Origin of the sequence: Sulfobacillus thermosulfidooxidans DSM 9293 (assembly GCF_900176145.1) — a bacterium.
GTDB classification, from domain to species: domain Bacteria; phylum Bacillota; class Sulfobacillia; order Sulfobacillales; family Sulfobacillaceae; genus Sulfobacillus; species Sulfobacillus thermosulfidooxidans.
Genome location: NZ_FWWY01000001.1, coordinates 1467885 through 1490107 on the forward strand (window position 1 = coordinate 1467885; position 22223 = coordinate 1490107).

General features: G+C 49.4%; 21 protein-coding genes. 16 read left to right on the forward strand and 5 right to left on the reverse strand.

Going from position 1 to position 22223, the window contains the following annotated elements:
• The first annotated feature begins 227 nt into the window (after positions 1-227).
• From B8987_RS07445 to B8987_RS07455, 3 genes are all read left to right on the forward strand, one after another.
• Positions 228-503, forward strand: a complete 276-nt coding sequence (locus tag B8987_RS07445) for a hypothetical protein (RefSeq protein ID WP_139793494.1) — start codon at positions 228-230, stop codon at positions 501-503.
• The gene (locus tag B8987_RS07450; RefSeq protein WP_084661167.1) at positions 500-871 is read left to right on the forward strand and encodes a hypothetical protein; all 372 of its coding nucleotides are present in this window, start codon (positions 500-502) and stop codon (positions 869-871) included. The genes B8987_RS07445 and B8987_RS07450 overlap by 4 nt, the downstream gene beginning before the upstream one ends.
• Positions 872-1056: 185 nt before the next feature.
• The gene (locus B8987_RS07455; protein ID WP_020375455.1) at positions 1057-1407 is read left to right on the forward strand and encodes a hypothetical protein; all 351 of its coding nucleotides are present in this window, start codon (positions 1057-1059) and stop codon (positions 1405-1407) included.
• A 29-nt stretch (positions 1408-1436) separates the two neighbouring features.
• Here the strand turns inward: B8987_RS07455 and B8987_RS07460 are convergent, their stop codons facing one another.
• Positions 1437-1973, reverse strand: a complete 537-nt coding sequence (locus tag B8987_RS07460; protein WP_020375456.1) for a peroxiredoxin — start codon at positions 1971-1973, stop codon at positions 1437-1439.
• A 326-nt stretch (positions 1974-2299) separates the two neighbouring features.
• Here B8987_RS07460 and B8987_RS07465 point away from each other — a divergent pair, with 326 nt between their 5' ends.
• The 3 genes from B8987_RS07465 (at position 2300) to B8987_RS07480 (ending at position 6501) form a co-directional block, all read left to right on the forward strand.
• The gene (locus B8987_RS07465; RefSeq protein WP_084661168.1) at positions 2300-4459 is read left to right on the forward strand and encodes an MMPL family transporter; all 2160 of its coding nucleotides are present in this window, start codon (positions 2300-2302) and stop codon (positions 4457-4459) included.
• Between the two features lie 333 nt (positions 4460-4792).
• Positions 4793-5527 (forward strand): hypothetical protein, encoded by a 735-nt coding sequence (locus tag B8987_RS07475; RefSeq protein ID WP_084661169.1) that lies wholly within the window; start codon positions 4793-4795, stop codon positions 5525-5527.
• 98 nt (positions 5528-5625) lie between these two features.
• Positions 5626-6501, forward strand: a complete 876-nt coding sequence (locus B8987_RS07480) for a patatin-like phospholipase family protein (protein WP_076005963.1) — start codon at positions 5626-5628, stop codon at positions 6499-6501.
• Positions 6502-6537: 36 nt separating this feature from the next.
• Here the strand turns inward: B8987_RS07480 and B8987_RS07485 are convergent, their stop codons facing one another.
• Positions 6538-9600 (reverse strand): glycogen debranching N-terminal domain-containing protein, encoded by a 3063-nt coding sequence (locus tag B8987_RS07485; protein WP_084661170.1) that lies wholly within the window; start codon positions 9598-9600, stop codon positions 6538-6540.
• Between the two features lie 180 nt (positions 9601-9780).
• On the opposite strand from B8987_RS07485, the gene B8987_RS07490 reads away from it, so the two are divergent.
• Genes B8987_RS07490 through B8987_RS07500 form a run of 3 tightly spaced genes read left to right on the forward strand, consistent with a single transcriptional unit; the run spans position 9781 to position 12813 of the window.
• Complete coding sequence (locus tag B8987_RS07490; RefSeq protein ID WP_020375462.1) at positions 9781-11052, forward strand: ABC transporter substrate-binding protein; 1272 nt, start codon at positions 9781-9783, stop codon at positions 11050-11052.
• Entirely contained in the window at positions 11042-11989 is a 948-nt protein-coding gene (locus tag B8987_RS07495; protein ID WP_139793495.1) for a carbohydrate ABC transporter permease, read from the forward strand. The genes B8987_RS07490 and B8987_RS07495 overlap by 11 nt, the downstream gene beginning before the upstream one ends.
• A complete protein-coding gene (locus tag B8987_RS07500; RefSeq protein WP_020375464.1) occupies positions 11986-12813 on the forward strand; it encodes a carbohydrate ABC transporter permease in 828 nt (275 codons plus the stop codon). Before B8987_RS07495 ends, B8987_RS07500 begins: the two co-directional genes overlap by 4 nt.
• Positions 12814-13169: 356 nt before the next feature.
• Here B8987_RS07500 and B8987_RS07505 read toward each other — a convergent pair whose 3' ends face one another.
• Together B8987_RS07505 and B8987_RS07510 are read right to left on the reverse strand one after the other, a co-directional pair.
• Positions 13170-14792, reverse strand: coding sequence for a putative PEP-binding protein (locus B8987_RS07505; protein WP_084661171.1), 1623 nt, complete (start codon positions 14790-14792; stop codon positions 13170-13172).
• Positions 14793-15189: 397 nt separating this feature from the next.
• Entirely contained in the window at positions 15190-16419 is a 1230-nt protein-coding gene (locus B8987_RS07510; protein WP_084661172.1) for an IS256 family transposase, read from the reverse strand.
• 59 nt (positions 16420-16478) lie between these two features.
• On the opposite strand from B8987_RS07510, the gene B8987_RS07515 reads away from it, so the two are divergent.
• The 5 genes from B8987_RS07515 to B8987_RS07535 all read left to right on the forward strand — a co-directional run bounded on the left by B8987_RS07515 (position 16479) and on the right by B8987_RS07535 (position 20712).
• Positions 16479-16757 (forward strand): HPr family phosphocarrier protein, encoded by a 279-nt coding sequence (locus B8987_RS07515; protein WP_084661173.1) that lies wholly within the window; start codon positions 16479-16481, stop codon positions 16755-16757.
• A gap of 416 nt (positions 16758-17173) precedes the next feature.
• Positions 17174-18682 (forward strand): glycerol kinase GlpK, encoded by a 1509-nt coding sequence (gene glpK, locus B8987_RS07520; protein WP_084661174.1) that lies wholly within the window; start codon positions 17174-17176, stop codon positions 18680-18682.
• Positions 18683-18693: 11 nt separating this feature from the next.
• The gene (dhaK, locus tag B8987_RS07525; RefSeq protein WP_084661175.1) at positions 18694-19707 is read left to right on the forward strand and encodes a dihydroxyacetone kinase subunit DhaK; all 1014 of its coding nucleotides are present in this window, start codon (positions 18694-18696) and stop codon (positions 19705-19707) included.
• On the forward strand, positions 19697-20329 hold the full coding sequence (dhaL, locus tag B8987_RS07530; RefSeq protein WP_084661176.1) for a dihydroxyacetone kinase subunit DhaL: 633 nt from the start codon (positions 19697-19699) through the stop codon (positions 20327-20329). The genes dhaK and dhaL overlap by 11 nt, the downstream gene beginning before the upstream one ends.
• Positions 20326-20712 carry a PTS-dependent dihydroxyacetone kinase phosphotransferase subunit DhaM gene (locus tag B8987_RS07535; RefSeq protein WP_020375471.1) on the forward strand — a complete coding sequence of 129 codons (387 nt, stop codon included), beginning with the start codon at positions 20326-20328 and terminating at the stop codon, positions 20710-20712. The genes dhaL and B8987_RS07535 overlap by 4 nt, the downstream gene beginning before the upstream one ends.
• A gap of 83 nt (positions 20713-20795) precedes the next feature.
• Here B8987_RS07535 and B8987_RS07540 read toward each other — a convergent pair whose 3' ends face one another.
• Positions 20796-21374, reverse strand: a complete 579-nt coding sequence (locus tag B8987_RS07540) for a hypothetical protein (protein ID WP_084661177.1) — start codon at positions 21372-21374, stop codon at positions 20796-20798.
• 312 nt (positions 21375-21686) lie between these two features.
• On the opposite strand from B8987_RS07540, the gene B8987_RS07545 reads away from it, so the two are divergent.
• Positions 21687-21986 (forward strand): hypothetical protein, encoded by a 300-nt coding sequence (locus B8987_RS07545; protein WP_020375473.1) that lies wholly within the window; start codon positions 21687-21689, stop codon positions 21984-21986.
• A 2-nt stretch (positions 21987-21988) separates the two neighbouring features.
• Positions 21989-22162 carry a hypothetical protein gene (locus B8987_RS19610; RefSeq protein ID WP_176213188.1) on the forward strand — a complete coding sequence of 58 codons (174 nt, stop codon included), beginning with the start codon at positions 21989-21991 and terminating at the stop codon, positions 22160-22162.
• Positions 22163-22223: the final 61 nt, after the last annotated feature.

A 22223-nucleotide genomic window follows, 5' to 3' on the forward strand; every position in this document is an offset into this window, starting at 1 on the left:
AAGAGGCTACAGATTCCTCCCAAGCATACGCTCCTACTTCAGGTGTTTAGAACGCTAAAACGGGTTTGAAAGAGATGATTTTCCCGATCATAAAAAGGTCCCCGACTCAATCTGTCTACCCGGAAGCGCATGCTCTGAGTTTTTTTTGTGGAGAGCCGGCGCGATTTATCGAAAAAAGTTCTCTTTTTGGGTATGATAGAGATCATAAAATCATGAAGGAGCGAACAATGATGCGTCAAGATACCGAGGCACATATGGCCTTGTATCGCTTTGCTCACGCTTTGGCGTCGCTAGATACCTTAGACAGTCTCTATAGTATGATGATCGATACGGATATGCACGTATGGGTCGTTTTGCACGATCTCAGTCGACCGCAAGAAGAAGCGGTATTTGACGCGCAAATTGACACAGACCCTGACTTTTTACTCACCATTCATTTCACGGACTCGCCGGATACGGTTCCGGCCAATGCTGAAAAAGTGGACCTCCGGTTGGTCGTATGACAAGACTTTTATCCCACGCCGATCAAGTGATAGCCAATAACCAGCTCGCACAGCACTTAGAAATTCTCCATGTCGATCTTGTGTTAGGACATGTTAGCCGTCAATGGTTTATCACGTTGTTGTTTTATGAATCCGTGCACTGGGTCGAAGACCAACTCCAGCAAAAAAAATATCCCCCGTCCTTCGACCACCGGACACGCAAAAAACGCTTGCGCCAAGTGTGGTTCTCCCACAAGACGGCGATTCGTGCTTATTTACTTTTGGAACATTTTTCACGCCAAGCTCGTTATGACGGATGGATTCCAACGGATCAGGATCTTCTAGACGCTCAGGCCTATCTCCAACACGTCAAGACGTTCATCATATAATTCCAACAGGATGCGTTCTCTTCCAGTGTGATGTTCCTCGATATCGTAATCGGTTCCGTACGTTTCCATAAAGAAACAGTTTTGTTCCACTTCCTGACGCTCTGTACTCCTTTCTGGTTTTTCTATGGAAACACCCTGATGCTCCCGTGTCATCCCTCCCCATTCTTCATGGAGGAGGATTTTCGATGAACGCTCAAGATGCACAACGCCTCGTGACCCCCCACATGGAACGCTTTTTAGACGATGGCAGAAAGAGTGGGTCGATGATATTCGGTTTAAACTGGGGTTCTCGGGTCCCATGCCCCGGTGCCGTCATGTTCGGCATGGCAAGCGGCGTCTCTTCGATGGTGATGAGTCAAGCGATTTGTTCGACGATCGGGTGGTTAACAGGGGGGTATCGGGTAAAAACCGCCTCCTTGAGCACATGCTTCCTTATCAAATATTGTACCAAGGATGGCGGTTTGGTGATTTTATGCGGTTTTTTGCGACTGATTGGGGGCGAAAATTATCCGACCTTTTGGGGCAGCCCCTTTTAACTAAAAGTGGTTCAAGCCGTTGGCTTTAGTTAGGGATTTAACAACGGTTTACCTGGAGTCCAGTTGACAGGACATAGACCACCGGCCTGAATGGCTTGCAAGACACGCAAGGTTTCATCGACCGAACGTCCCACATTGAGGTTATGTACTACTTCATATTCGACAATACCCTCAGGATTGATAATAAATAATCCTCGGTAGGCCGCACCTTCTTCAGGAACATAGACCATGTAACGGCGCGATACATCATGGGTCCAGTCGCTGGCTAACGGATAACGGATTTGCCCAATGCCTCCTTGATCAGGGCTTTGTGCCATCCACGCCTTGTGAACATAAGGACTGTCCGTTGACACACCCAAAATTTCGGCATCTAACTCGTGAAACCGGTCATAGGCCTCAGACAATCCCGTGACTTCGGTTGGGCAAACAAAGGTGAAGTCATGGGGATAGAAAAAGAGCACAAGCCATTTGCCTCGGTATTGTTCGAGACGGACATGTTCGGTTTCGCCACTTGGCATCACAGCGGGCATATCAAAAGATGGAGCGGGTTTTCCTACGAGAGCCATAGATATACCTCCTTGAATTTTTCTTTCTATCGGCCTGTGAGAGCTGTGACTCTCACAAAGCTAGGTTCGACATAGTGTCTCATGCCGAACATAAAGAGAATCGAGTAAGCATGTGGCTTAACCCGATAATCACGTGACTTAGGAAAATCTTTCATGCACAAACTAGTGTAACCAATATCACCAGATTTGTGCATTACCCATCAGCATCATTATGAGGACAAGAAGAAAATATCTTGTCGGCAGAAACAGGCCGATGAAACGGCGTGTGGGGGTTGTGATACCATAGTTTTTATCTGAAGATTTCAGGCTATTTGGGGTGGGAACAAATGGGAAACCGGTGGATTGCCTTTTTGACCCGGCGAAAATGGTTTGTCATAGCCTTCTGGATTATCCTTTTAGGGATGACTCTACCTTTGGCGTTAAATGTGACAAAACATTTAACGGCAAATGGATTTAACCGGCCCGGCACTAATGCCACTTGGGCGACGAACCAGTTATCACGACTTCATCCGGCAAAAGCACCGGAGCCGCTTTTGATTACCGGTGTACCATTTCATCAGTTAACTATTTTGGCCCACCAAGAGCATATTACTAGCAAAACCCTTCACCCAATATCTAGAGGCCAAGTGCTCTATCTGCCAGCACCTAAAACCTCACTCGCCCAGGTTCATGCGTTTACCCACATAATTCAACAACACCATGGCCAATGGCAAGACGTAACGCAGGACACCGCAGGCAAGACGGTATCCCATGACAGTTCCAAAACGTTAGCCTTAAGTGGGATCTTGGCGCTTCCTTTTTTGGCGGTTTTGCTGTTTTTTGTCTATGGTTCTTTGGCTGCGATTGCTTTACCTTTAATTATTGCGGCCATGGGATCTGAATTGGCATTGGCGGTTGTGTCCGTGATTGAAACGCACATTCAGCTCTCAGTCTTTTTAACAGACATTGTCAGTTTCTTGGCTTTGGGTGTGGGCATTGATTATGCCTTATTTATTAGCAACCGATTTCGTCTCGCTTTAGCCCGCGGTGAAAATGTGCCACATGCTGTGCACGAAAGCATGCGTCATGCGGGAAGGTCGGTCCTGTATTCCGGGATTGCTGTGGCATTGGCGGTGGCCGCTTTGCTTCTTGGCGGAGATGCCTATTGGAGAGGTCTGGCACTTGGTGGGGCGATAGCAATTTTCTCGGTGCTTCTGGCGACCCATTCCTTACTGCCTGCGATTATGAGCGTAATGGGGAAGCATATTAATTGGGGCAGTCTTAAACGTGTTCCGCAATTCGGATTCTGGCGGCGTGTGGGAGATTTTGTGACCAACAAACCCGGTTTGTCGATTATCGTGAGTGTGGTCTTGCTCTTACCTCTCGCTCTCTTTGGACCGCAAATTCGTATGCAAACGCCAGCCAATTTGGCTAGCATGCTTCCCGTCAATAGCCCCATTCGCCAAGCCATTCATAAAGAGCAACAACTCTTAGGTCCAGGCAGCATTGCGCCATTGGCGGTGGTCATTGATTTACCGTCGTCTTTATCCCAGCCCTTAAGTTGGACCCAAATTTCTCACCTCACCCAGCACTTACGGTCGTTGCCTGGGGTGAAAAGTGTGGCATCTCCAACCCAAGTAGGGCTCACGTCACAGCAACTAGCCTTTTTGTTCCAACATCCCTCTTTACAATCCGAGCCCCTTAAAACCGCGTTGAGCAATTTTACCGCACCTGACTCCTCGCACCTGGTCGTGCTTTATGTGACGGCTACGACAGGCCCCGATAATCCCAAGACCTCAGATTTGGTCCACCGCATCAATCAAAATCTTCCCAAGTGGCTGCCTAAGGGAACGAAGGCAGGAGTTGGGGGCCAAGTCCCGATTTTACGCAGTTTTAACCAGTTAACCCATGCCAGATTACCAGCTATTATTGCGACGGCGTTGGCCGTGGCCCTGATTGTGTTGGCTCTGGCTACCGGATCCGTGGTTCAAGCTGTCTTAGGGGTACTGTTTGATGCGCTGGTGGCGTTAGCAACGGCGGGTTTACTGGTTTTGGTGGTGCAACAGGGCCGTTTCGGGTTTGAAGCCCAACCGCTGGATAGTTCCATTACGCCGTTGATCTTTGTCTTATTATTTGGGTTGTCGATGGATTATGAGGTGATTTTATTACACCGGATTCAAGAGCCCTTAAAAGAGGGGAAGCCTGTACGCCAAGCGGTGCGGCACGGCATCTCGACGACCGGTTCGATGATTACGGGGGCGGGGATGATTATGGTCGTCGTATTTTTGGCCTTGTTAATCAGCCCGTTGCAAGTGATGAAAACACTGGCCATTGGTCTCAGTTTTGCGGTGTTGATAGATACGTGGGTGGTGCGATCCTTGTTAGTTCCCGCTACCATCACGCTTCTTAACACCAAGGCTTATTGGCCGTGGCATTTTTCTGAAGCCGTGCCAACCGATCAAGAGCCTAGGGTATTGCCCGGGCAATATCAAGAAGAAGAGCAATAAACCAATGGGTCAAGTGATTAATAGACGCATCGGGAATCCTGTGTGTCTCTCAAACAACCGTAGAGGAAATACGAAAAAATGGTGTCTATGTTAGCAAGGCATTGAGGATTCCGCATGACAACCCATGCTGTGCAGGGAATCCTTCCTAGAGATGACTGAGCCAGTGAGAAAGGTTAAGTAGTCCACGAAAAAATCCATGAGATGCCGCTTGAGACCGACCAAAAGACTGCATCAATTCCAATAGGGCGATATTCTTAATCTCATCTTCAATACGCACGTGCGTCTGACGGATGGTCATGGTTGCGTAAAAGATGATGAGGGAGGATTGAAACAATGGCAAGATCACGGTGGAAAATGATGTTCAGTCAACCTGGGATAAAAATCACGGCGCTTAGCATGATGTCATTTCTTGGGGTTTTCTCAGTAGGGTCTATGGCTTTGGCGGCTTCGCCCCCTACACCTCCAGGCTCGAATTTTTCACTCACAAAATTTTCGGCTACTCCAAGTGGGTCATCAACGACCTATACTTTAACTCTGACTGTTGCTCAGACTAGTGCCGATGGCAGCGATTTCGGGACGGGAGCCAATAGCACGCAAACGGAAGTGCACGCATTTCCTCCTACGATATACCTGGTCTTGCGTACAGCGAATGGGAATATCGTCGATAATACGGCAACCAGTCCCTTGGCGGCGACATTGATCTCGAGCACGCCAGCAACGGGTATTACGTATGATAAAAATGAAACCGGATCCGTTTATGCTACGGCCCAGTACCGTGTGACGATGCCCCAAAACACGGCGTCTTCAGACACGCTGGAAATCTACCCGTATACTGCGGCACCTGGGTCTGCCTTCTCAAATACGCAGTACGTTTTTCGGATGGGGGCAAGTAATGATGCCTCGTTTGCCGATGATATTGTTAGTGGTGTCACGACTGTGGGAACATTGCCTGTCGGTCAGCTGCCAGAAGTGCCTTATGCTGCTGGACTTCCTGCTTTGGGATTGGCTGTTGTGTTAATGAGTTGGTGGAGTCGCCAGCGATATGCCAAAGTATCTAAAATATCATAACAACTCGACTTAATTTTTCTCCCAGTGGTGAGACAAGATGCGCGAGCCCTCTTTACTGAATACGTTGAATCAAGACGATTGAGTGAGGAGGGCATAGGGTGTTTACACTCGCATTGTCAGGAGGCGGCTTATTAGGTGCCGCGCATTTAGGAGTATTGGAGGTTTTGGCGGAAAAAGGCGTGAAGCCTATCGCTGTGGCGGGAACTTCAGCAGGGGGACTCGTTGCTTCCCTCGTCGCTGCTCAGGTTCCGGTGTCCACCATGATTGCCTGGGCCAAAGATGTCACGAGTCATCCCTGGGATTTTTTCGATTTGAATATTAAGGGGTTGGTCGAGGAGATTTGGCCGGATGATCATGAGCCTGCGACCGGTCTCGTCAATCCCGAAAAGTTTTTAAAAAGCCTTATTCGTTTAGCCCCAGGCATCAATACGATTAGCGATTGGAAATTGCCGTGCACGATCATTTCCGTGGATATTGCCACCATGGTACCCGTGGCATTTAGTCCCGTTCCCGGTTTACAGTCCCCTGAACCCGGTTGGCAGATTATTTCCCAAGCGGATTTACTCTGGGCTCTAAATGCGACTATGGCGATGCCGGGCTTATTTGACGCGGTGCGCCGGGGAACGCATTTGTATGTTGATGGGGGCATTGCCAATACCTTGCCGAGTGACTGGGCTTACCAGTTAAGCCCCTCCCCTGTGTTAGCGGTCAATGTGGCGCCGACCACCGTGGTCAATGGCGAGCATATGGGAATTGCTGATATTTTGTCACGATCAGAATCCTTTGTCACCCAATACTTATCGAATGTGGAAAATCGGGGCTATCCGGTTTTAACGATTAGTCCCCCGACCGAAGGCACGCCCTTCTTTGGATTTCATGATTATGATCACCTTGTAGAAATTGGTCGTCAAACCGCCCTCAACGCATGGCCACAAATTGAAGCCTTCATCTCTACCCCATTCCCAAAGTCATAGCGGACTGGAGCTAGATGAAGGCGTTATGGATTACCCTTATAGTCTCTCGCTTGAGGAAGACTTGCGAATCTGCCAGGAATCTGGCAGATGGTGGATATGAATTCGCCCCTGGCGAACTTCTAGGTCTATCACGTGATCCGGGGTTAAGGCAATTCCCTCGATGTAGACCCGTCCCAAAGGACCTAGGTCGGCTGGATGCAGGCGGATGGTCTTTTGGGTCATGTCAATGTCCATACCCAATAGAATTTGCAAGAGCAAAAACGGAGCCCCCGCTGCCCAGGCTTGAGGACTGCAGGCAGCGGGATAGGGGTAGGGTCCAGAGGGAGCAGGGTCGCCAGAAAAGAGCTCGGGCAAGCGGCCATAAGGGAAATGACTGGCTGCTTGAAGAAGGCTCCATGAGAGCGTTTGCGCTTCAGCCCAAAGGCCGTACTGGGCGAGTCCTTTAGCAATGAGCGCACTATCATGCGGCCAAATGCTTCCCCGGTGATAGCTATAAGGATCATAGGTGCGGGCGTCAGATGATAAGGTACGAATCCCCCACCCGGAGTATAAAACCGGTGACATTAACGTCTTGGCTACATCGCGGCTGCGTGATTGGGGCACGATGCCAGTCCACAGACATTGTCCGGGATCCGAGGTTAAGACGTCTAACGGACGGCCTCTTTGGTCTAGTGCTAAAGCATAATAATGTTTTTCGACCAACCAATACCGTTTATGGAACTGGCGTTTTAAGTGCATTGCCCGTTTTCGTAAATCGTGGGCTTTGTCAGGTTGATCTGTGGCCTGGTAATACTGACTCATTAAGAAAAGTGCCCGGTAGGCATACCCTTGCACCTCACTAACTGCCAAAGGTGGGATGGCATGTTCTCCCGTACTATATACCATCGAGTCAAAAGAATCTTTCCACGATTGAATAATGAGTCCATGATCCACATGATTCTGAAAGGAAAATAACCCAGTTTGGGAATCTTGGGCACCGAGAAGCCAATGGAGCGCTTTTTCTGCGGCGGGCATTAAGTCATCCATCAGATGGTGATTGCCTGTTCGTTTCCATGTCTCAAGTAGCAACATTAAAAATAGCGGCGTGACATCTACCGAACCATAATAACGGGCAAAGGGCACTTGACGGCTCCGGGCCATTTCTCCTAGCCGAATTTCATGGACCATTTTTCCCGGTTCTTCTTCGGTGGTGGGATCGACCTTATCTCCTTGCCAGGCCGCCAAGGTGTATAACGTGTTTTGTGCAATGGACGGATTCCATAGCAAATATTGATAAGAAGCAATGATGGCGTCACGGCCAAAAAAGGTGCCAAACCAGGGAAGCCCAGCCATCGGCACGGGACCATAACCAAAGTCGGTTAAGAGCATCTGGTAATCTTGATGGGCTTGGGAGATGACTAGATGCCAGGGATATTCCTCAAGATGAAAGCGCGGACCCAACGTATCCGGCTTTAGGGGTGCCTTAAGATAAGCTTGGGGAATTTCTGGCACCGGATTCTGCCAAGAAACGATCACGGTTAGTTCTCCATGCGTTTCGGGTGCATCGATGCACCATTTCCAGTCACCATCAAGAGCCTGCGCCGGATTTCTATCAGCTCTCATACTGACCATGCGGGTAATACCGTCAATGCCTTCATATTCGACGCGGTATTCGCCGTTGACAGACTTTTTGCGTTTGACACCAGATCGGATTTTGGGGGTGCCCCGCAACTCGAAAATATCCGTAAAATCGGCATCCATGCTGAGTGACAGGTTCCAAGACGCTAATGGTCCGTAATGCTGCCATTCCCAGTGATCCGTAAACTGGTCAGCACCGAGGGTGAGGCGGCGCCTTAGGACACGGGTGATGCCATCTTGCTGGATAACATAATGCCAGGTTAAAGTATTGGGCGTGACATCAAAATGTAAAGGATCCGGCACCTCTTCCCCAATCCGCCATTGGTATATGGATAGCATACGTGTATCGTAGCAGTAGATTCCATGACGCTTGGAGTCCATTTCAATGCGGCCCTGGGTGGAGAAAAGGGCGAAACTCGGACCGGTTTTGAGGACAGGTTCTTTGAGATTGGTCTTAGGGGTTTGGTAGATGGCCGGAATGCCCGTCGATCCGCGAATATTGAGGTGGGGAATGACCCGCATACTGTAAACGGGATGATTTTGAATGGAGGCAATGAGCATGGTGGCGATTTGATACCCGGCTTCTTTCAGATCGATGTCAATGCTGGACAGAGTCGGATGCATATCGAAAGACGGGGACAGAGGTTCCAAACTCATAATGGAGAGCTGGCGGGGGACATGAATGTTCAAATCGCCCGCACAGCGGCGAGCTTGTAGTGCATCATGGCCGCTGGTGAGCACTAAAGCGGTTGGTGGAGATGGTTGAGTTAAAAGGTCATAGGTGAGGTGATAGGCATCCATCTCCATCTTTTCACGAGCCAAGGCATAGTGGGGATATAGATGTGCTTTGGCCATGGCTTTGGCATAGCCTTGCTGGTAGCGTTCAATTTTGCGCGGCACGTCACGGGGACTGATGAGAGTAATGCGCTGATGGCCTAAATCAATTAAATATTGTGTTGCAATTCGTGCCGCCTCTTCAAAATCCATATCATACGAGAGAGCCGATTCGCAAGAGGTGCCGTAGACCACAAAAGGCACATGATTACGGGACAAAATGTCGCGGTAACTGTCTAGATAGGGATCGTCAAATAAAATAAGGCCGTCGACACGTCCCGAGCGGCTAACCTGTTCGAGATATGCAAGAGTGTCACCGGCAGCAGGCGATAGGACCATGACATGGTAATTGTTTTCTTGGCAAGCACCAATCACGCCTTCCATGAGTCCGGAAAAAATGCTCTCGGGGCCATTTGGATCGGGAGAGGTAGGTGGCAAAATGCCGATGGTTTCCGATATTCCCCGGACTAATATCCGCCCCCGGACATTCGGAGCATAATTTAAAGTCCGTGCTGCATCACGTACTTTTTGGATGGTTTCTTGAGAAAAGTGTCCTTGATTATTTAGCACATAGGAGACTGTAGCGATAGACACTCCCGCTAACTTGGCAACATCGCCAATCCGTGCCCGCCGCGAGGATTGCGACATAAGATCCCTCCACAAAGAGTTAAACGTTTCAGTGAAACGATTGAATTATAACCAAAAGTATGCCATAATACACCAAGTTTTCAAAATACTAATTACTAAATCGATAAACCTGATTTGTAGTGAATAAACTGACAATAACGAATATTTAATTATCGTTCAAGAAAAGAGGAGGAACGCAATATGGTCCCATCCAAACGTGTAGGGCGTGCAGGTCTTGGCGTGTTTAGTGCCTTGTTGTTAACGGGAACTCTGGCTGGATGTGGTTCATCGCAAGCCACGGCCTCGAAGACGGTTAATCTCGTTTTTGCGACACAGGGACTGGGCACAGAAGCGCAAGCAACGCAAAAAGCCGTGAACGAATTTGAAAAATTGCATCCCAATATTCATGTGCAGATCGAAACCCTCTCGGCATCATCGAATGATGCTTATCAGACCTTGGTTACAGATTTAACCTCGGGTTCTAGTACCCCAGATGTCATTACTTCCGATGTGATATGGCCTCCCACATTTGCTGCGGCCAAATGGATTCTGCCTCTTAATCAATTTCATCCCAATCTCAGCCATTTCTTTCCGGGAATGGTGAAAGCCGGGGAATACCAAGGAAAACTCTATGCGATTCCTTGGTTTATTAATGTGGAAGGATTATATTACCGAACGGATCTCGTTAAAACACCACCCAAAACCTTTAGCCAATTAGTTTCGGACGCCAAAGCGGCCATGCAAAAGAATCCGAAACTAATCGGGCTGGCATTTGAAGGGAACAAATATGAGGGCGCCGTGACGGTGTTCCAAGATGTGTCTGGAGGATTTGGCGGCGAATTTTTAAATGCCAAAGGGCAACCCGTATTAAACTCCCCACAAAATATCCGCGCTTTGACATGGCTAGATAATGCCATAAAGACGGGACTCTCTCCGCAAGCTGTGACAAGCTGGGAAGAAGGCAATGTCCAACAAGCGTTCTTATCAGGCGATGCGGTATTTGCCACGAACTGGCCGTATTTATATCCTTTGGCCGAACAAAAAGGATCAGCGGTAAAGAATGAAGTGGGATTTGCTCCGCCACCAGTGCAAGGCGGCAAGCCAACAGCCTCATTAGGGGGCGATGTCTTAGTCATTAACAAAAACACGAAATACCCCAAACAAGCCTGGGAACTGGTGAAGTTTTTGACTTCGGCTAAAACCATGACCCAACGGGCATTAATTTCGGGAGACCCGCCAGCTCGTACGGATGCTTATACATCCTCGTTAATCAGTCAAGCGCCATGGTTTAAACAAGAAGAGGCGGTGTATGCCGACGCTACGCCTCGTCCTGTCACCCCGTTATATCCGCAGATTTCGGCGAAAATTCAAGAAGCCTTGTCGGCGGTATACTCCGGGCAAGAAACTCCGAAACAGGCACTCGACCAAGCGCAAAAGGCTGTTGAAGCTATCGTGAGTGGTCATGGCAGCTAAAGTCGCGGTTAAACCTGAACCTCATCTTCCCAAATCCCGGGCCAAAACGTCGTATCTCGCCAAGCGCCGGCGTGTCGGCTATCTATTGGTGTTACCTGCGGTTTTAGCTCTGGCTTTGATTGCGATTTACCCCTTGCTGTATAACCTGGTTCTGTCAACACGTTTTGATGTGTTGACAGAACCAGGCACCCAGCATTTTATCGGGTTCCAAAATTACCAACAATTATTGAGCGACCCAAATTTTTGGGGCGATTTGCTCAGAACGGGCATTTTTGTGGTGATTTCCGTCACACTGGAATTCATTGCGGGTATGATTTTGGCGCTGGTGGTTCACCGCAAATTTAAAGCCCGGGGCCTGGTGCGTGCCTCGATATTAATTCCTTGGGCGATTCCCACCGCCGTCTCCGCGTTGTTGTGGAAAATGTTTTTTGATACCCGTTCAGGTTTTGTGGATTTTGCCTTAGGGGCGTTGCACTTGCCGGGATCGCAACTGGTCTGGTTTAACTCGCCGACATTGGCGTGGGTTCCCATCATCTTAAGTGATATGTGGAAGAACACCCCGTTTATTGCCCTGTTGCTCTTAGCTGGGTTGCAGACGATTCCCCAAGAAATCTACGAAAGTGCCAAAATTGACGGGGCTAGCAGTTGGCAGGCATTTTGGGCTTTAACCTTGCCGCTCTTACGCCCGGCGATTTTAGTGGCGCTGATCTTTCGAACCTTAAGCGCCATGTTGGTCTTTGATACCGTGTTTGTGATGACCGGTGGAGGCCCTGGACAAAGTACCGAAGTCATCGCGTACTATGACTGGTACAAATACATGGTGTCCTTGAATTTTGGCTTTGGTGCGGCGGTTGCGGTGGTCATTAGTCTTCTGGCCTTGTTATTGGCCGCCTTTTACGTGCGAATCTTGCGGCAGCGGGGAGGATTCATGACATGAGAACCTGGTTCGGACGGGCGGGATTTAATCTTCTTATCGTGTTTATCATTTTGTATTCGCTGTTTCCCTTTTACTGGGTGTTCAAGTCGTCGATGGAATCAAGCATCGCCCTCAACCAACCGACATCCAGTTTATTGCCCCAACAGTGGACTTTTGTCCATTACCGGGCCATTTTTGCGGTAGAAAATTTCTTGCGCCCCCTTCTTAATAGCATGTTTGTAGCCGGAATGACGACCATTATCTCCGTGATCCTGGGATCTATGGCAGCCTATGGCTTAGCGCGTATGCCGATCAAAGGCAAGGCGATGATTTTAGGTTTTGTGTTATTGGTCTCATTCTTCCCGCAAATTGCTATGGTTGGCCCGTTATTTTTAGTTTTTCGGCATTTACACTGGCTAAACACCTACCAAAGTTTGATTCTCCCGTATCTTATTTTGTCCTTACCGATAACTACATGGATTTTGACCGCATTTTTTAGTCAAATTCCTGTCGACATTGAAGAAGCGGCTATGGTGGATGGGGCTTCGATTACCCAAACTATTCTGAAAGTCTTTGCACCCATCGCGTTGCCGGGGATTTTTACGGCGGCGATTTTGGGGTTTCTGTTATCGTGGAATGACTTTTTATTTGCCTTGTCTTTTATTCAAAGTCCCAATATGGATACAGTCCCCTTAGCCCTGGTCAACTTCCGTAATGCCTACTACGTGCATTACGGCCAAATTTATGCCGGCGTGGTGATTGCGTCATTGCCTATTGCCCTCATTGTGCTGTTTTTGCAGCAGCGAATTGAGTCGGGCTTGACGGCAGGAAGTGTCAAGGGTTAAAGGCCAAAGATTCTCGGGGAACCACGGCGGCTTTCGTCGACGGATTGTGAGACTATGGCCGTGGTGTTCTAAAATCGCCACAGCTTATCGAACCCGCAACATAGGCGGGATTCAGACGGAGTGCGCCTTAACGTTCCCTTGAGCGCTACGCAATGGCGATTGGCGCCTGGTCGGTTGCCAAAATCGCCTTTTTTAGTATAACAAACATATGTTTTGATTTGTATGTAGTGGCTGATCGACTTAAGCGGCGACGAACAAGTCGACACGGGGTATTGCCAAGGACTCGGGCCAGAGGATCTGTTTACGGCGCATATGATAAAAATGGTGATGCTTTAAACCGGACATGTGGGTCAAGATTACGAAGTCATCCAGGTTGTAAAAGAAGATAACGAGGATAGAGCGTCTTTTACTTGGCTTTCTAATACCGATAGGTTCGCCATATGATCACGGAGATATGCTTTAATATGGGGAATTTGAGGACTTGCCATGCTTAAGCGAGTCATGTGGAGACCGGCGAATAACAAAGCCCACCTAGGCTCCTGGGCCAGTTGCCCACAGACGCTTAAGGGAAGGTTGTGGGCTTGGGCCTTTACACTGGCATAAGCCACGGCGCGGGCAAAGCTGAATGCTCCAGAGCTTGAATGATCAGTAGACTGTTCACGGCCTTTGGCTAGCACATATTGATACAGATCGTTGCTACCCAAGGAGGCAAACTGGACATGATGTTGAGCGAGTTCGGGGATGAGAAAGAGGAGAGAAGGAACTTCCAGCATAATGCCAAGACGCATGGATGAAACGGGCCGATTGCACGCGTTGATCACCTCGTGTGCCATGTTCCAGCAAAATTGCCATTCCTCGAGGGTGCTGATCATGGGAAACATGATGGAAACAGGTTGCTCGCCATCTTGTGCTCGAAGCATGGCTTGAAGTTGTGTTTTCAATAACTCGGGATATTGGGAGTAGATTCTTACTCCCCGCTGGCCCAAGGCAGGATTGGCCTCAGGCTTTAAGGGCAAAAAGGCCAAGGGTTTGTCACTGCCGATGTCTATGGTGCGGAAAATGACGGGACCTGGGCTGTTCTTTAACACAAGCCGGTACAAATCCACTTGTTCGTCAAGGGATAGGAGGTGGTCAGCCGCCTCGAAAAAGAATTCGGTGCGCACTAGACCGATCCCATCAGCGCCGTAATCCCGGGCCCGGTTAACTTCTAACACGGAGGATACATTGGCCATGATTTCAAAAGATTGCCCTTGAATGATGACGGGACCAATATAGAGGGGAGTAGGACTATTTTGATGAGGGTCTTCTTTAGGACCGGTGCTGGATTCATCAAAAAGCTCGATATAACCTTCATCGGCATTTAACAAGATTTGAGGATGCATGGACTGACGGGACAAAATCTTTATTGCCGAAGGCAGTTTAACCACGGGAATCCCCATATTTTGAGCAATCAATGATGCATGCATGAGAGCACTTCCCTCTTCGACAATGATGCCAAGAACAGGAACTTGTGCCCAGCTTAAAACGTCTTGCACTGTGATCTTGTCTGTGACAACGATTGTCTGCGGCTCTATGCTTACGGTCTGATGGTTTGTGAGGCTTTGGATCCACAGGACGGCAACGTCTCGAATATCTTGTGCGCGTTGTTGCAAATAGGGATCGGCGATTTGGTCAAGAGAGGAGGCAAATTCTTCGGCCGATTGCCAGATAGCGGTCTTGGGATCGAAGGTGCGAGAAAGCTCCTCAACCCGGCTCAACCACGTAGGGTCTTGCAACATGAGTATTTGGGCTTCAATGATGTCTTTTTCGTGGGTTTGAGCTATTGTCGTGCTGAGTTCTTCGAGGGTGGCAATAGCTCGGGCATGAGCTTTTTTCCAGTCAGAGCTTGTGGATGCTTGACTCTCTTCTACGGTATCCAAGACAAACATCCAAGGTCCTTGGGTGACACCTGAAGACAGCACTTCGGCATGATACCGCACGGCATCTCCTCCTTTGATTTCCGTTTTGTTTTGATGATGTCAATAGTTAACATGGATTTTCCTATGGCTTAGATAAGGGGACTATGATCTCGACGATTAATTCTTGGTGTTTTTCTTAATAGAACAATAACTCACCTCATAATAGAATGGAGAAGGGTTAAGCATAAACATGGTACCGCTTCCTTATTAGCGGAAATATGATGGTTTTCAGTGCGAGAGACTGGCAGGAAGAAAACTCTTATCTTACATAATTTCATCGTTCCGATTTCGACATTTTATAAGGGGTGCTTGTGAATATGGTTCAACGAAAATATACCATAATGGCCAGCGACGGACTTCATGCCCGAGGGTCAAGTCCTAATTTGTGTGTAAAAGCGTTCCCTTGGTTGGCGAGTCGTTAGGCGACAACCGCTGGTCCCGCATGAGGCGGCCCATCCGCCGCCGCTTGAGATCGTTTCGCTTGCCAGTAAGGCTCGAGATTCAGATACCGCTTACCAGTGGTCCACACCTCATGCTGCTCGAGCAACAGCGCGCCCACCAGGCGGATCGCCGACTCCCGGTTCGGAAAAATCCGAATCACCCGTTCTCGGCGCCGGATCTCGGCATTGAGCCGCTCGACGCCATTCGTGGTGCGTAATCGCTGGCGCAGCGACTCGGGGAGTTGCAACACCGCCAGCGCGTCCTCGAGCCCGTTCTCCAGAATCGCCACGGCGCGGGGAGCCCGCTCGGCAAAGTCCTCGAGCAGTTTGGTCCACAAGGTGTCGACGGTGGCCCGGTCGGGGGCTTCGAAGAGCGCGCGGAGGCGGCCGTGCAGCTCCTCCTGCACCGCTTTGGGCGCGGCATCGAGGATATTCCGCGTGAGGTGCGTTTGGCAGCGCTGCCAACTCGCCCCTTGGAATTGCTGTTCGATAGCCTGCCGCAGCCCGCGGTGGTCATCCGACACCACCAGGTCGACGCCCGTTAAGCCTCGATCCTTGAGGTCGGTAAACACGGCCGTCCACGTCTGCTTCGATTCGCTATCCCCGATCCAAAACCCGAGAATTTCTCGGTACCCCGCCGCATTAATGCCGGTCACCACACACCCGCTCCGGGGCCGCACGGCCCCGTTCTCACGGATTTTCAAGACCAAGGCATCCACAATCAGGAACGGGTACTGCGTCTCCGCGAGGGATCGGGTTCGCCATTGCTGGACGGCCGCCTCTAAGCCTTTCGCCAGGTCCGACACCGTAGACTTCGAAAATTCGGTGCCACAGAGCTCTTCGGTCACGCGCCGGATTTTGCGGGTTGACACCCCATTCACCACCATTTCCATCAGAGTGAGGACGAGAGCTTTTTCATGCCGCTGGTACCGCTCAAAGAGTGTGGGACTGAACTCCCCGTCCCGCGTCCGCGGGACCTCCAGCGTCAACGTGCCGACGCGCGTCGTGAGTTGCCGGCTCCGTGAGCCGTTGCGATATCCGCGCCGGTCTTCGGTCCGCTCGTACCGGTCGGCTTGAAGATGTTCCGTCACTTCGGCTTCTAACACCTGATTTAAGACCTGTTGCAACAAAAGCGCGAAGGCCTGATCCTTTTGTCCGACTAGGGCTTGGATTGTTTGATCATCCAGTGTAATCTGATAATGAGCCATTGCGTGATCCTCCTAAGATTTGTGAGTTGTGTCGCTTTCAAATCTACCAAGGAAACGCAATGGCTTTGAAATTTTTAAGCCCCTTTTACACACAATATCGGACTCTACTTGCCCGAGTGGCAGCGCAATTAGTGAAAACATTCGCGTCCTTTCCTTTTATGGTCCATGTGTCGTGTCATGGAAAGACGGCAAATGGCAAAAGTATTCTTCAAGTTTTGTCGCTCGGAGCCCAATATCATGACATCGTCACGATAGATTATGAGACGGATGACGGGACTCAAGTGATGGATTGCGAACAGTCATTGTCGGAGATCCTCGAAGCGACATCAAAATCATAATAACTCTATCTCAACACACGATGACATCTATTGGGAATCTTATGTCCTTTTCAGTATTGATAGAACTGGCTCCTCTTCATTTCCGTTTGGCAGGTTGATGTAATTCTTGTTGCTGAAGCACGGGCCACTTCCTCTTTCTCATCTCTGCTTCACTTGAATTGCATAATGCCTTCCCGTTGATGTGCATGGAGAAGCATGGTTATTCATGTTGGCATGGTCAGTTATCAGTTAATTGAAAGAATTTTTAAAAGGTAAGGAATATGAGATGTTCGAAGATGAAAAAAGAATGATGAAAGTCATCCACGGCCGGCAAATTCTCTGTGTCGAAAAATGTTAAGACTTACGAATAAACCAAAGAGAGAATCTAGGAAAGAGAGAATCTTAGAAAGAGCGAATTTTAGGAGGATAAAATTTTCATGCATCACCCCTATGTTTTAGCGTTGGATCAAGGGACCACCAGTAGTCGTGCCATTTTATTTGATCAAGCCGGTCAAGTTGTTGCCGTTGGCCAGAAAGAATTTCGCCAAATTTATCCGCAACCGGGCTGGGTGGAGCATGATCCCGATGATATTTGGCACTCGCAATGGCAAGCCATACAAGAATGCCTCAACAAGTCTCAAGTTCCGATCTCTCAGATTCAGGCGATCGGCATTACTAATCAACGGGAGACAACGATTGTCTGGAATAAAAATACCGGTCAGCCAATTTATAACGCGATTGTTTGGCAGTGCCGTCGAACGGCTGGATATTGTGACACGTTGCGTGAACAAAATCTCAGTGACACATTTCGAAAAAAGACGGGTCTCGTTATTGATGCCTATTTTTCGGGTACGAAAGTCGCTTGGATTTTAGATCATGTCCCTGGTGCGAGAGATTTGGCGGCAAAAGGAGAACTGGTTTTTGGCACAGTTGACAGCTGGTTAATTTACAAATTAACCGATGGTGCGGCGCATGTGACCGATTATTCTAATGCTTCCAGGACCTTGTTGTATAACATTCATGAGTTGTCGTGGGATGAGGATTTATTAAAGATTTTGAACATTCCATCCTCGATGTGTCCTACCGTCGTCAATTCGTCGGGGATTTGTGCCTATACCAGCACGCATTGGTTCGGCCACAACATACCCATTGCCGGCATTGCTGGAGATCAACAAGCGGCGTTATTCGGCCAAGGCTGTTTTAACCCAGGTTCTGTCAAAAATACTTATGGGACTGGATCGTTTCTATTGATGAACACCGGCACAACACCGGTTGTATCCGATCACGGCTTGCTCACAACGATTGCTTGGGGCATCGGTGGGCAAATCACTTATGCTCTTGAAGGATCTATTTTTATCACTGGCGCCGTCGTGCAGTGGCTGCGGGATGAATTACAATTAATTCATACGGCTAAGGAAACCGAAGCCCTGGCCTTGTCGGTGGATAGTACCGATGGCGTGTATGTGGTGCCGGCCTTTGTAGGATTAGGTGCACCCTACTGGGACAGTTATGCGAGAGGAACCATTGTGGGCTTAACCCGGGGTAGTAACCGTGCTCATATTGTTCGCGCCGCGTTGGAATCTATTGCGTATCAAACCCGGGATGTTTTAGATGTGATGCAAAAAGATAGCCACCGCTCGATTTCGGCTTTGCGGGTCGATGGCGGTGCTATTGCCAACCAATTTTTAGCGCAGTTTCAAGCTGATATCTTGGGAATTCTTGTGCAACGTCCCCAGGTGACAGAGACGACAGCCATGGGCGCCGCTTTTCTGGCGGGACTAGCAACAGGTGTCTGGCCGGGTTTTGAGCCTCTCACTGCGGCATGGCATTTGGATGCGGAATTTTCTCCGGTGATGGATGAATCTACCCGGGAGCGATTATACCGGGGATGGCACAAAGCGGTCAGCCGGGCCCAAAACTGGATTGACGGAAATGATGGCGAATAGGGGGGCAAACAATGAAAAAACTCCTGGATCAGGTCGAAAACATTGTGGATGATGCACTTGATGGATTGGTGTGGGCTTTTCCCCAATATCTTCAGCGTGTTCCCGGCACCCATGTTTTGGCCCGGGTAGAACCCAAAGGTGCCAGCAAAGTCGGCATTGTGTCTGGAGGCGGTTCAGGGCATGAACCCGCTCACGGCGGATACGTTGGCTATGGGATGTTGGATGCGGCCGTGGCAGGCGAAGTTTTTACCTCCCCGACACCCGATCAAATTCTTGAAGGGATTCGCGCCGCTAATCACGGGGCAGGAGTTCTCTTGGTGGTGAAAAATTATACTGGTGATGTGATGAACTTTGAGATTGCCCAAGACTTGGCTGCCGAGGAAGGGATACAAACCCAGACCGTGGTGGTGAATGATGATGTGGCGGTCGAAGACTCCTTATATACCACGGGACGACGAGGCATTGCGGGAACTATTTTTGTGCACAAAATCGCGGGAGCACTGGCGGAATCAGGTGCTCCCTTAGAATCTGTCCGGGACGGGGCAGAGCAGGTGATCCATAATGTGCGGTCGATGGGCTTCGCCCTCACCCCGTGTACCGTTCCTGCGGCTATGCAACCGAGTTTTACTTTAACGGATGACGAGATGGAAATGGGAATTGGTATCCATGGGGAACCTGGCACGCACCGACAAAAGGTTAAGCCAGCACGAGAGTTAGCGGATGAGATTCTTCACCAAATTGCTTCGGATCTGGCGTTAAAACCCGGCGAGGATATAGCATGTATCATTAACGGCATGGGAGCTACGCCCCTTGTGGAGTTAGCGGTTTTCGCTAAAGATGTGGCTCAGTGGTTTCACCAAGTGCAAGTCAACCCAAAGTTTGTGATGATGGGAGAATATATGACCTCCCTTGATATGGCGGGCGCTTCGCTTAGCGTTTTGCGATTAACGGGAGATATGACACAGTGGTTGTTGGCAGCTTGTGATACCCCAGCATGGCGGCAGGGGGTTAGACATGACCAGTGATCAATTTAGGCAACTATGGATGTGTTTTGCCGATCAAGTGAGTGCTTATACCGACACATTAAATGATCTCGATCGGGCCATTGGCGATGGGGATCACGGGACCAATCTGGTCCGCGGCTTGAATAAAGTGCGCACTTTGTGGCCTAGTGGCGAGCTTTCTGTCCCTCACCTCCAAGAGATGAGCAAACAAGTGGGAATGACCTTACTTAGTACAGTCGGTGGTGCATCGGGGGCTTTGTGGGGTTCGGGCTTGTTAAAAGCTGCTGGGGAGTTGCCAAGCCAAGAGGATGTCATCGATGACGATGGGGTAATTTCATGGATAGAGGCTCTTGTGAGCAACATCGAGACCCGGGGCAAAGCACAGATCGGTGATAAAACGATGGTGGATGTGATGCGTCCTGCAGTCAATTGGCTGAAGGACGCCCCGGGACCCTTTCGGGAACGTCTTGAAGCTTTGCCCCGTTTAACCACACAGTGGATGGAAAGCACGAAAGATTTGCAAGCCAAACGTGGACGTGCGGCATATTTGGGCGCACGCAGTATCGGACATATTGACCCCGGATCCTTTTCCGCCGCATTATGGTGGCAATGCTTAAGCAAGGTGGTGGCTTCTGAGAAATGACCGGGATATTGCTGGTTTCCCATTCTAAACAATTAGCCGAGGGCTTAGCGCAATTGCTTCATGGCGTGGCCGGAGAGGATCTACTCATCGAAACGGTAGGAGGTATGAAGACGTTAGGTGTCGATGCCACCATGGTCCTGGAAGGGATCGATGATTTGACCGATTTGGGGTGTACAACCATCCTGATCTTTGGGGATCTGGGCAGTGCCTTTTTGGCGGCGGAAACGGCCCGCGATTTAATGCAAGGCTCTGTCGACATCCGGGTGGTGGATGCGCCGTTTGTGGAAGGATCCCTGGCCGCATGTATGGTACTCAGTATGGGTTCGAGTGCTGAGGAAGCGATCACGGCGGCCGAAGAGGCATATCAGATTCGTAAGCGTTAGTCGGGGGAAAAAGACATCAGGTCCATTTATCCGGACCTGATTTTTTTGTAACTAGATGGACAGTGTTCATGGGATGATTCGGGTTATTGGTTAGTTATGGTGATGGTGCCCCGCATATAACCCGGTGTGACCATCGCTCCTCCCATGCCCATGGGAGAGGTGGCGCACGGTGCCATACACTGCCATAAATAGGAACCGGCTTGATGGAATGGAATTTCCGCGGTGACGGTGACCGTTTTTCCAGGCGGCGCAACCGGAATGGGCAAATTAATTCCCAGGGCAGGAATGGTAAAGGTATGAGAAATCTCGTTATTGGCAATCTGCGTGACCTTTTTGCCATCAATACGCTCAATTCCGCCGACTGTCCCTCGGACCTGATCGTTTTGGGTCATCATGAGCGGGGACGCCCCGCTATCATGGGAGATAATGGTGAGTTTGACCACAGAGTTTTGAGGTGCTGACCAAAAAGCGGGTTGATATTGGGGCCAGCCGGGCCGGTGAATTTCTTTCCCCGTACGAATCACCATGGTACGCAAGATGACGGGCTTAGTTGATGAGGAGCTTTGGGGCGCGGGTCCTGATATCGTGGAGCAAGCGGCGATAAAGGGAAGGGATAGGGTCAACATGGTGAAAGGTATCAACGAACGAATAAACGTGGTCATTATAATCCTCCTCGTTTTCCTAGATGAAAACACTAAACAATGCCGTTCAATTTTTGGATCCTAAGCTCATTGTTGGATAGTGTAGCCAATTTCCAGCAGGTTTCATACGGCTAAGTGGACAGGCCATGTCATGCCGATAAGCCCTTTGGGCATAGCCATTGAGAAGGAGATCCAAAGATGCGAGGTGATTGACCCCATTCTTTCACCCACACTATGTTCTTGGTGCACATGAATGAGGTTATTCTTACTGGTTGATCTTTTATTTCAAATGGGATAGGCTAAAGGGTGGCGTGGACAAGGAAGGTGATATTCATGCATTTTGTCATCTGGGCGTACATCACCTATCTCCTCACATTCATTTTAGGAGTGGTGTTTTTTATACGCTTTGACTTAAAGAAGAAAAAACTGCCACCCAGCTTTTTGGCAGTACATTTTTTTCTGACCGTGATGACCTTTATCTTTTTTAGTTCAGCGATGGCCCCTTATCTCAAAGAACAATATGGGCATCCTAGGGTCAGCACCGGTGTACACAGTTCAAACTGGTTGAATTTGGAACGGCATGATCATATGTTGCACCAAAAATCCGTTATCCCGCCAAGCAAGGGGGCATGACGATGACCTTATTGGAATGGACTTATTTGATTTTTTTGCTAACCGTCCTTGGAGGAGCCGTCTTATTTTTTGTCTATTTGCTGCCTAAACGCAATTTCCCATTGCCGTGGGTCATTACGCATTTAGGTTTAGCTGCGATTACGCTGGTCTTCTTTACCGTGGCCATTTTTCATTAGACTCCCCCTGTTTTTATGATTTGGAAATATCTTTGTGGCGTTTGAGAAGATGGGCCGGTGA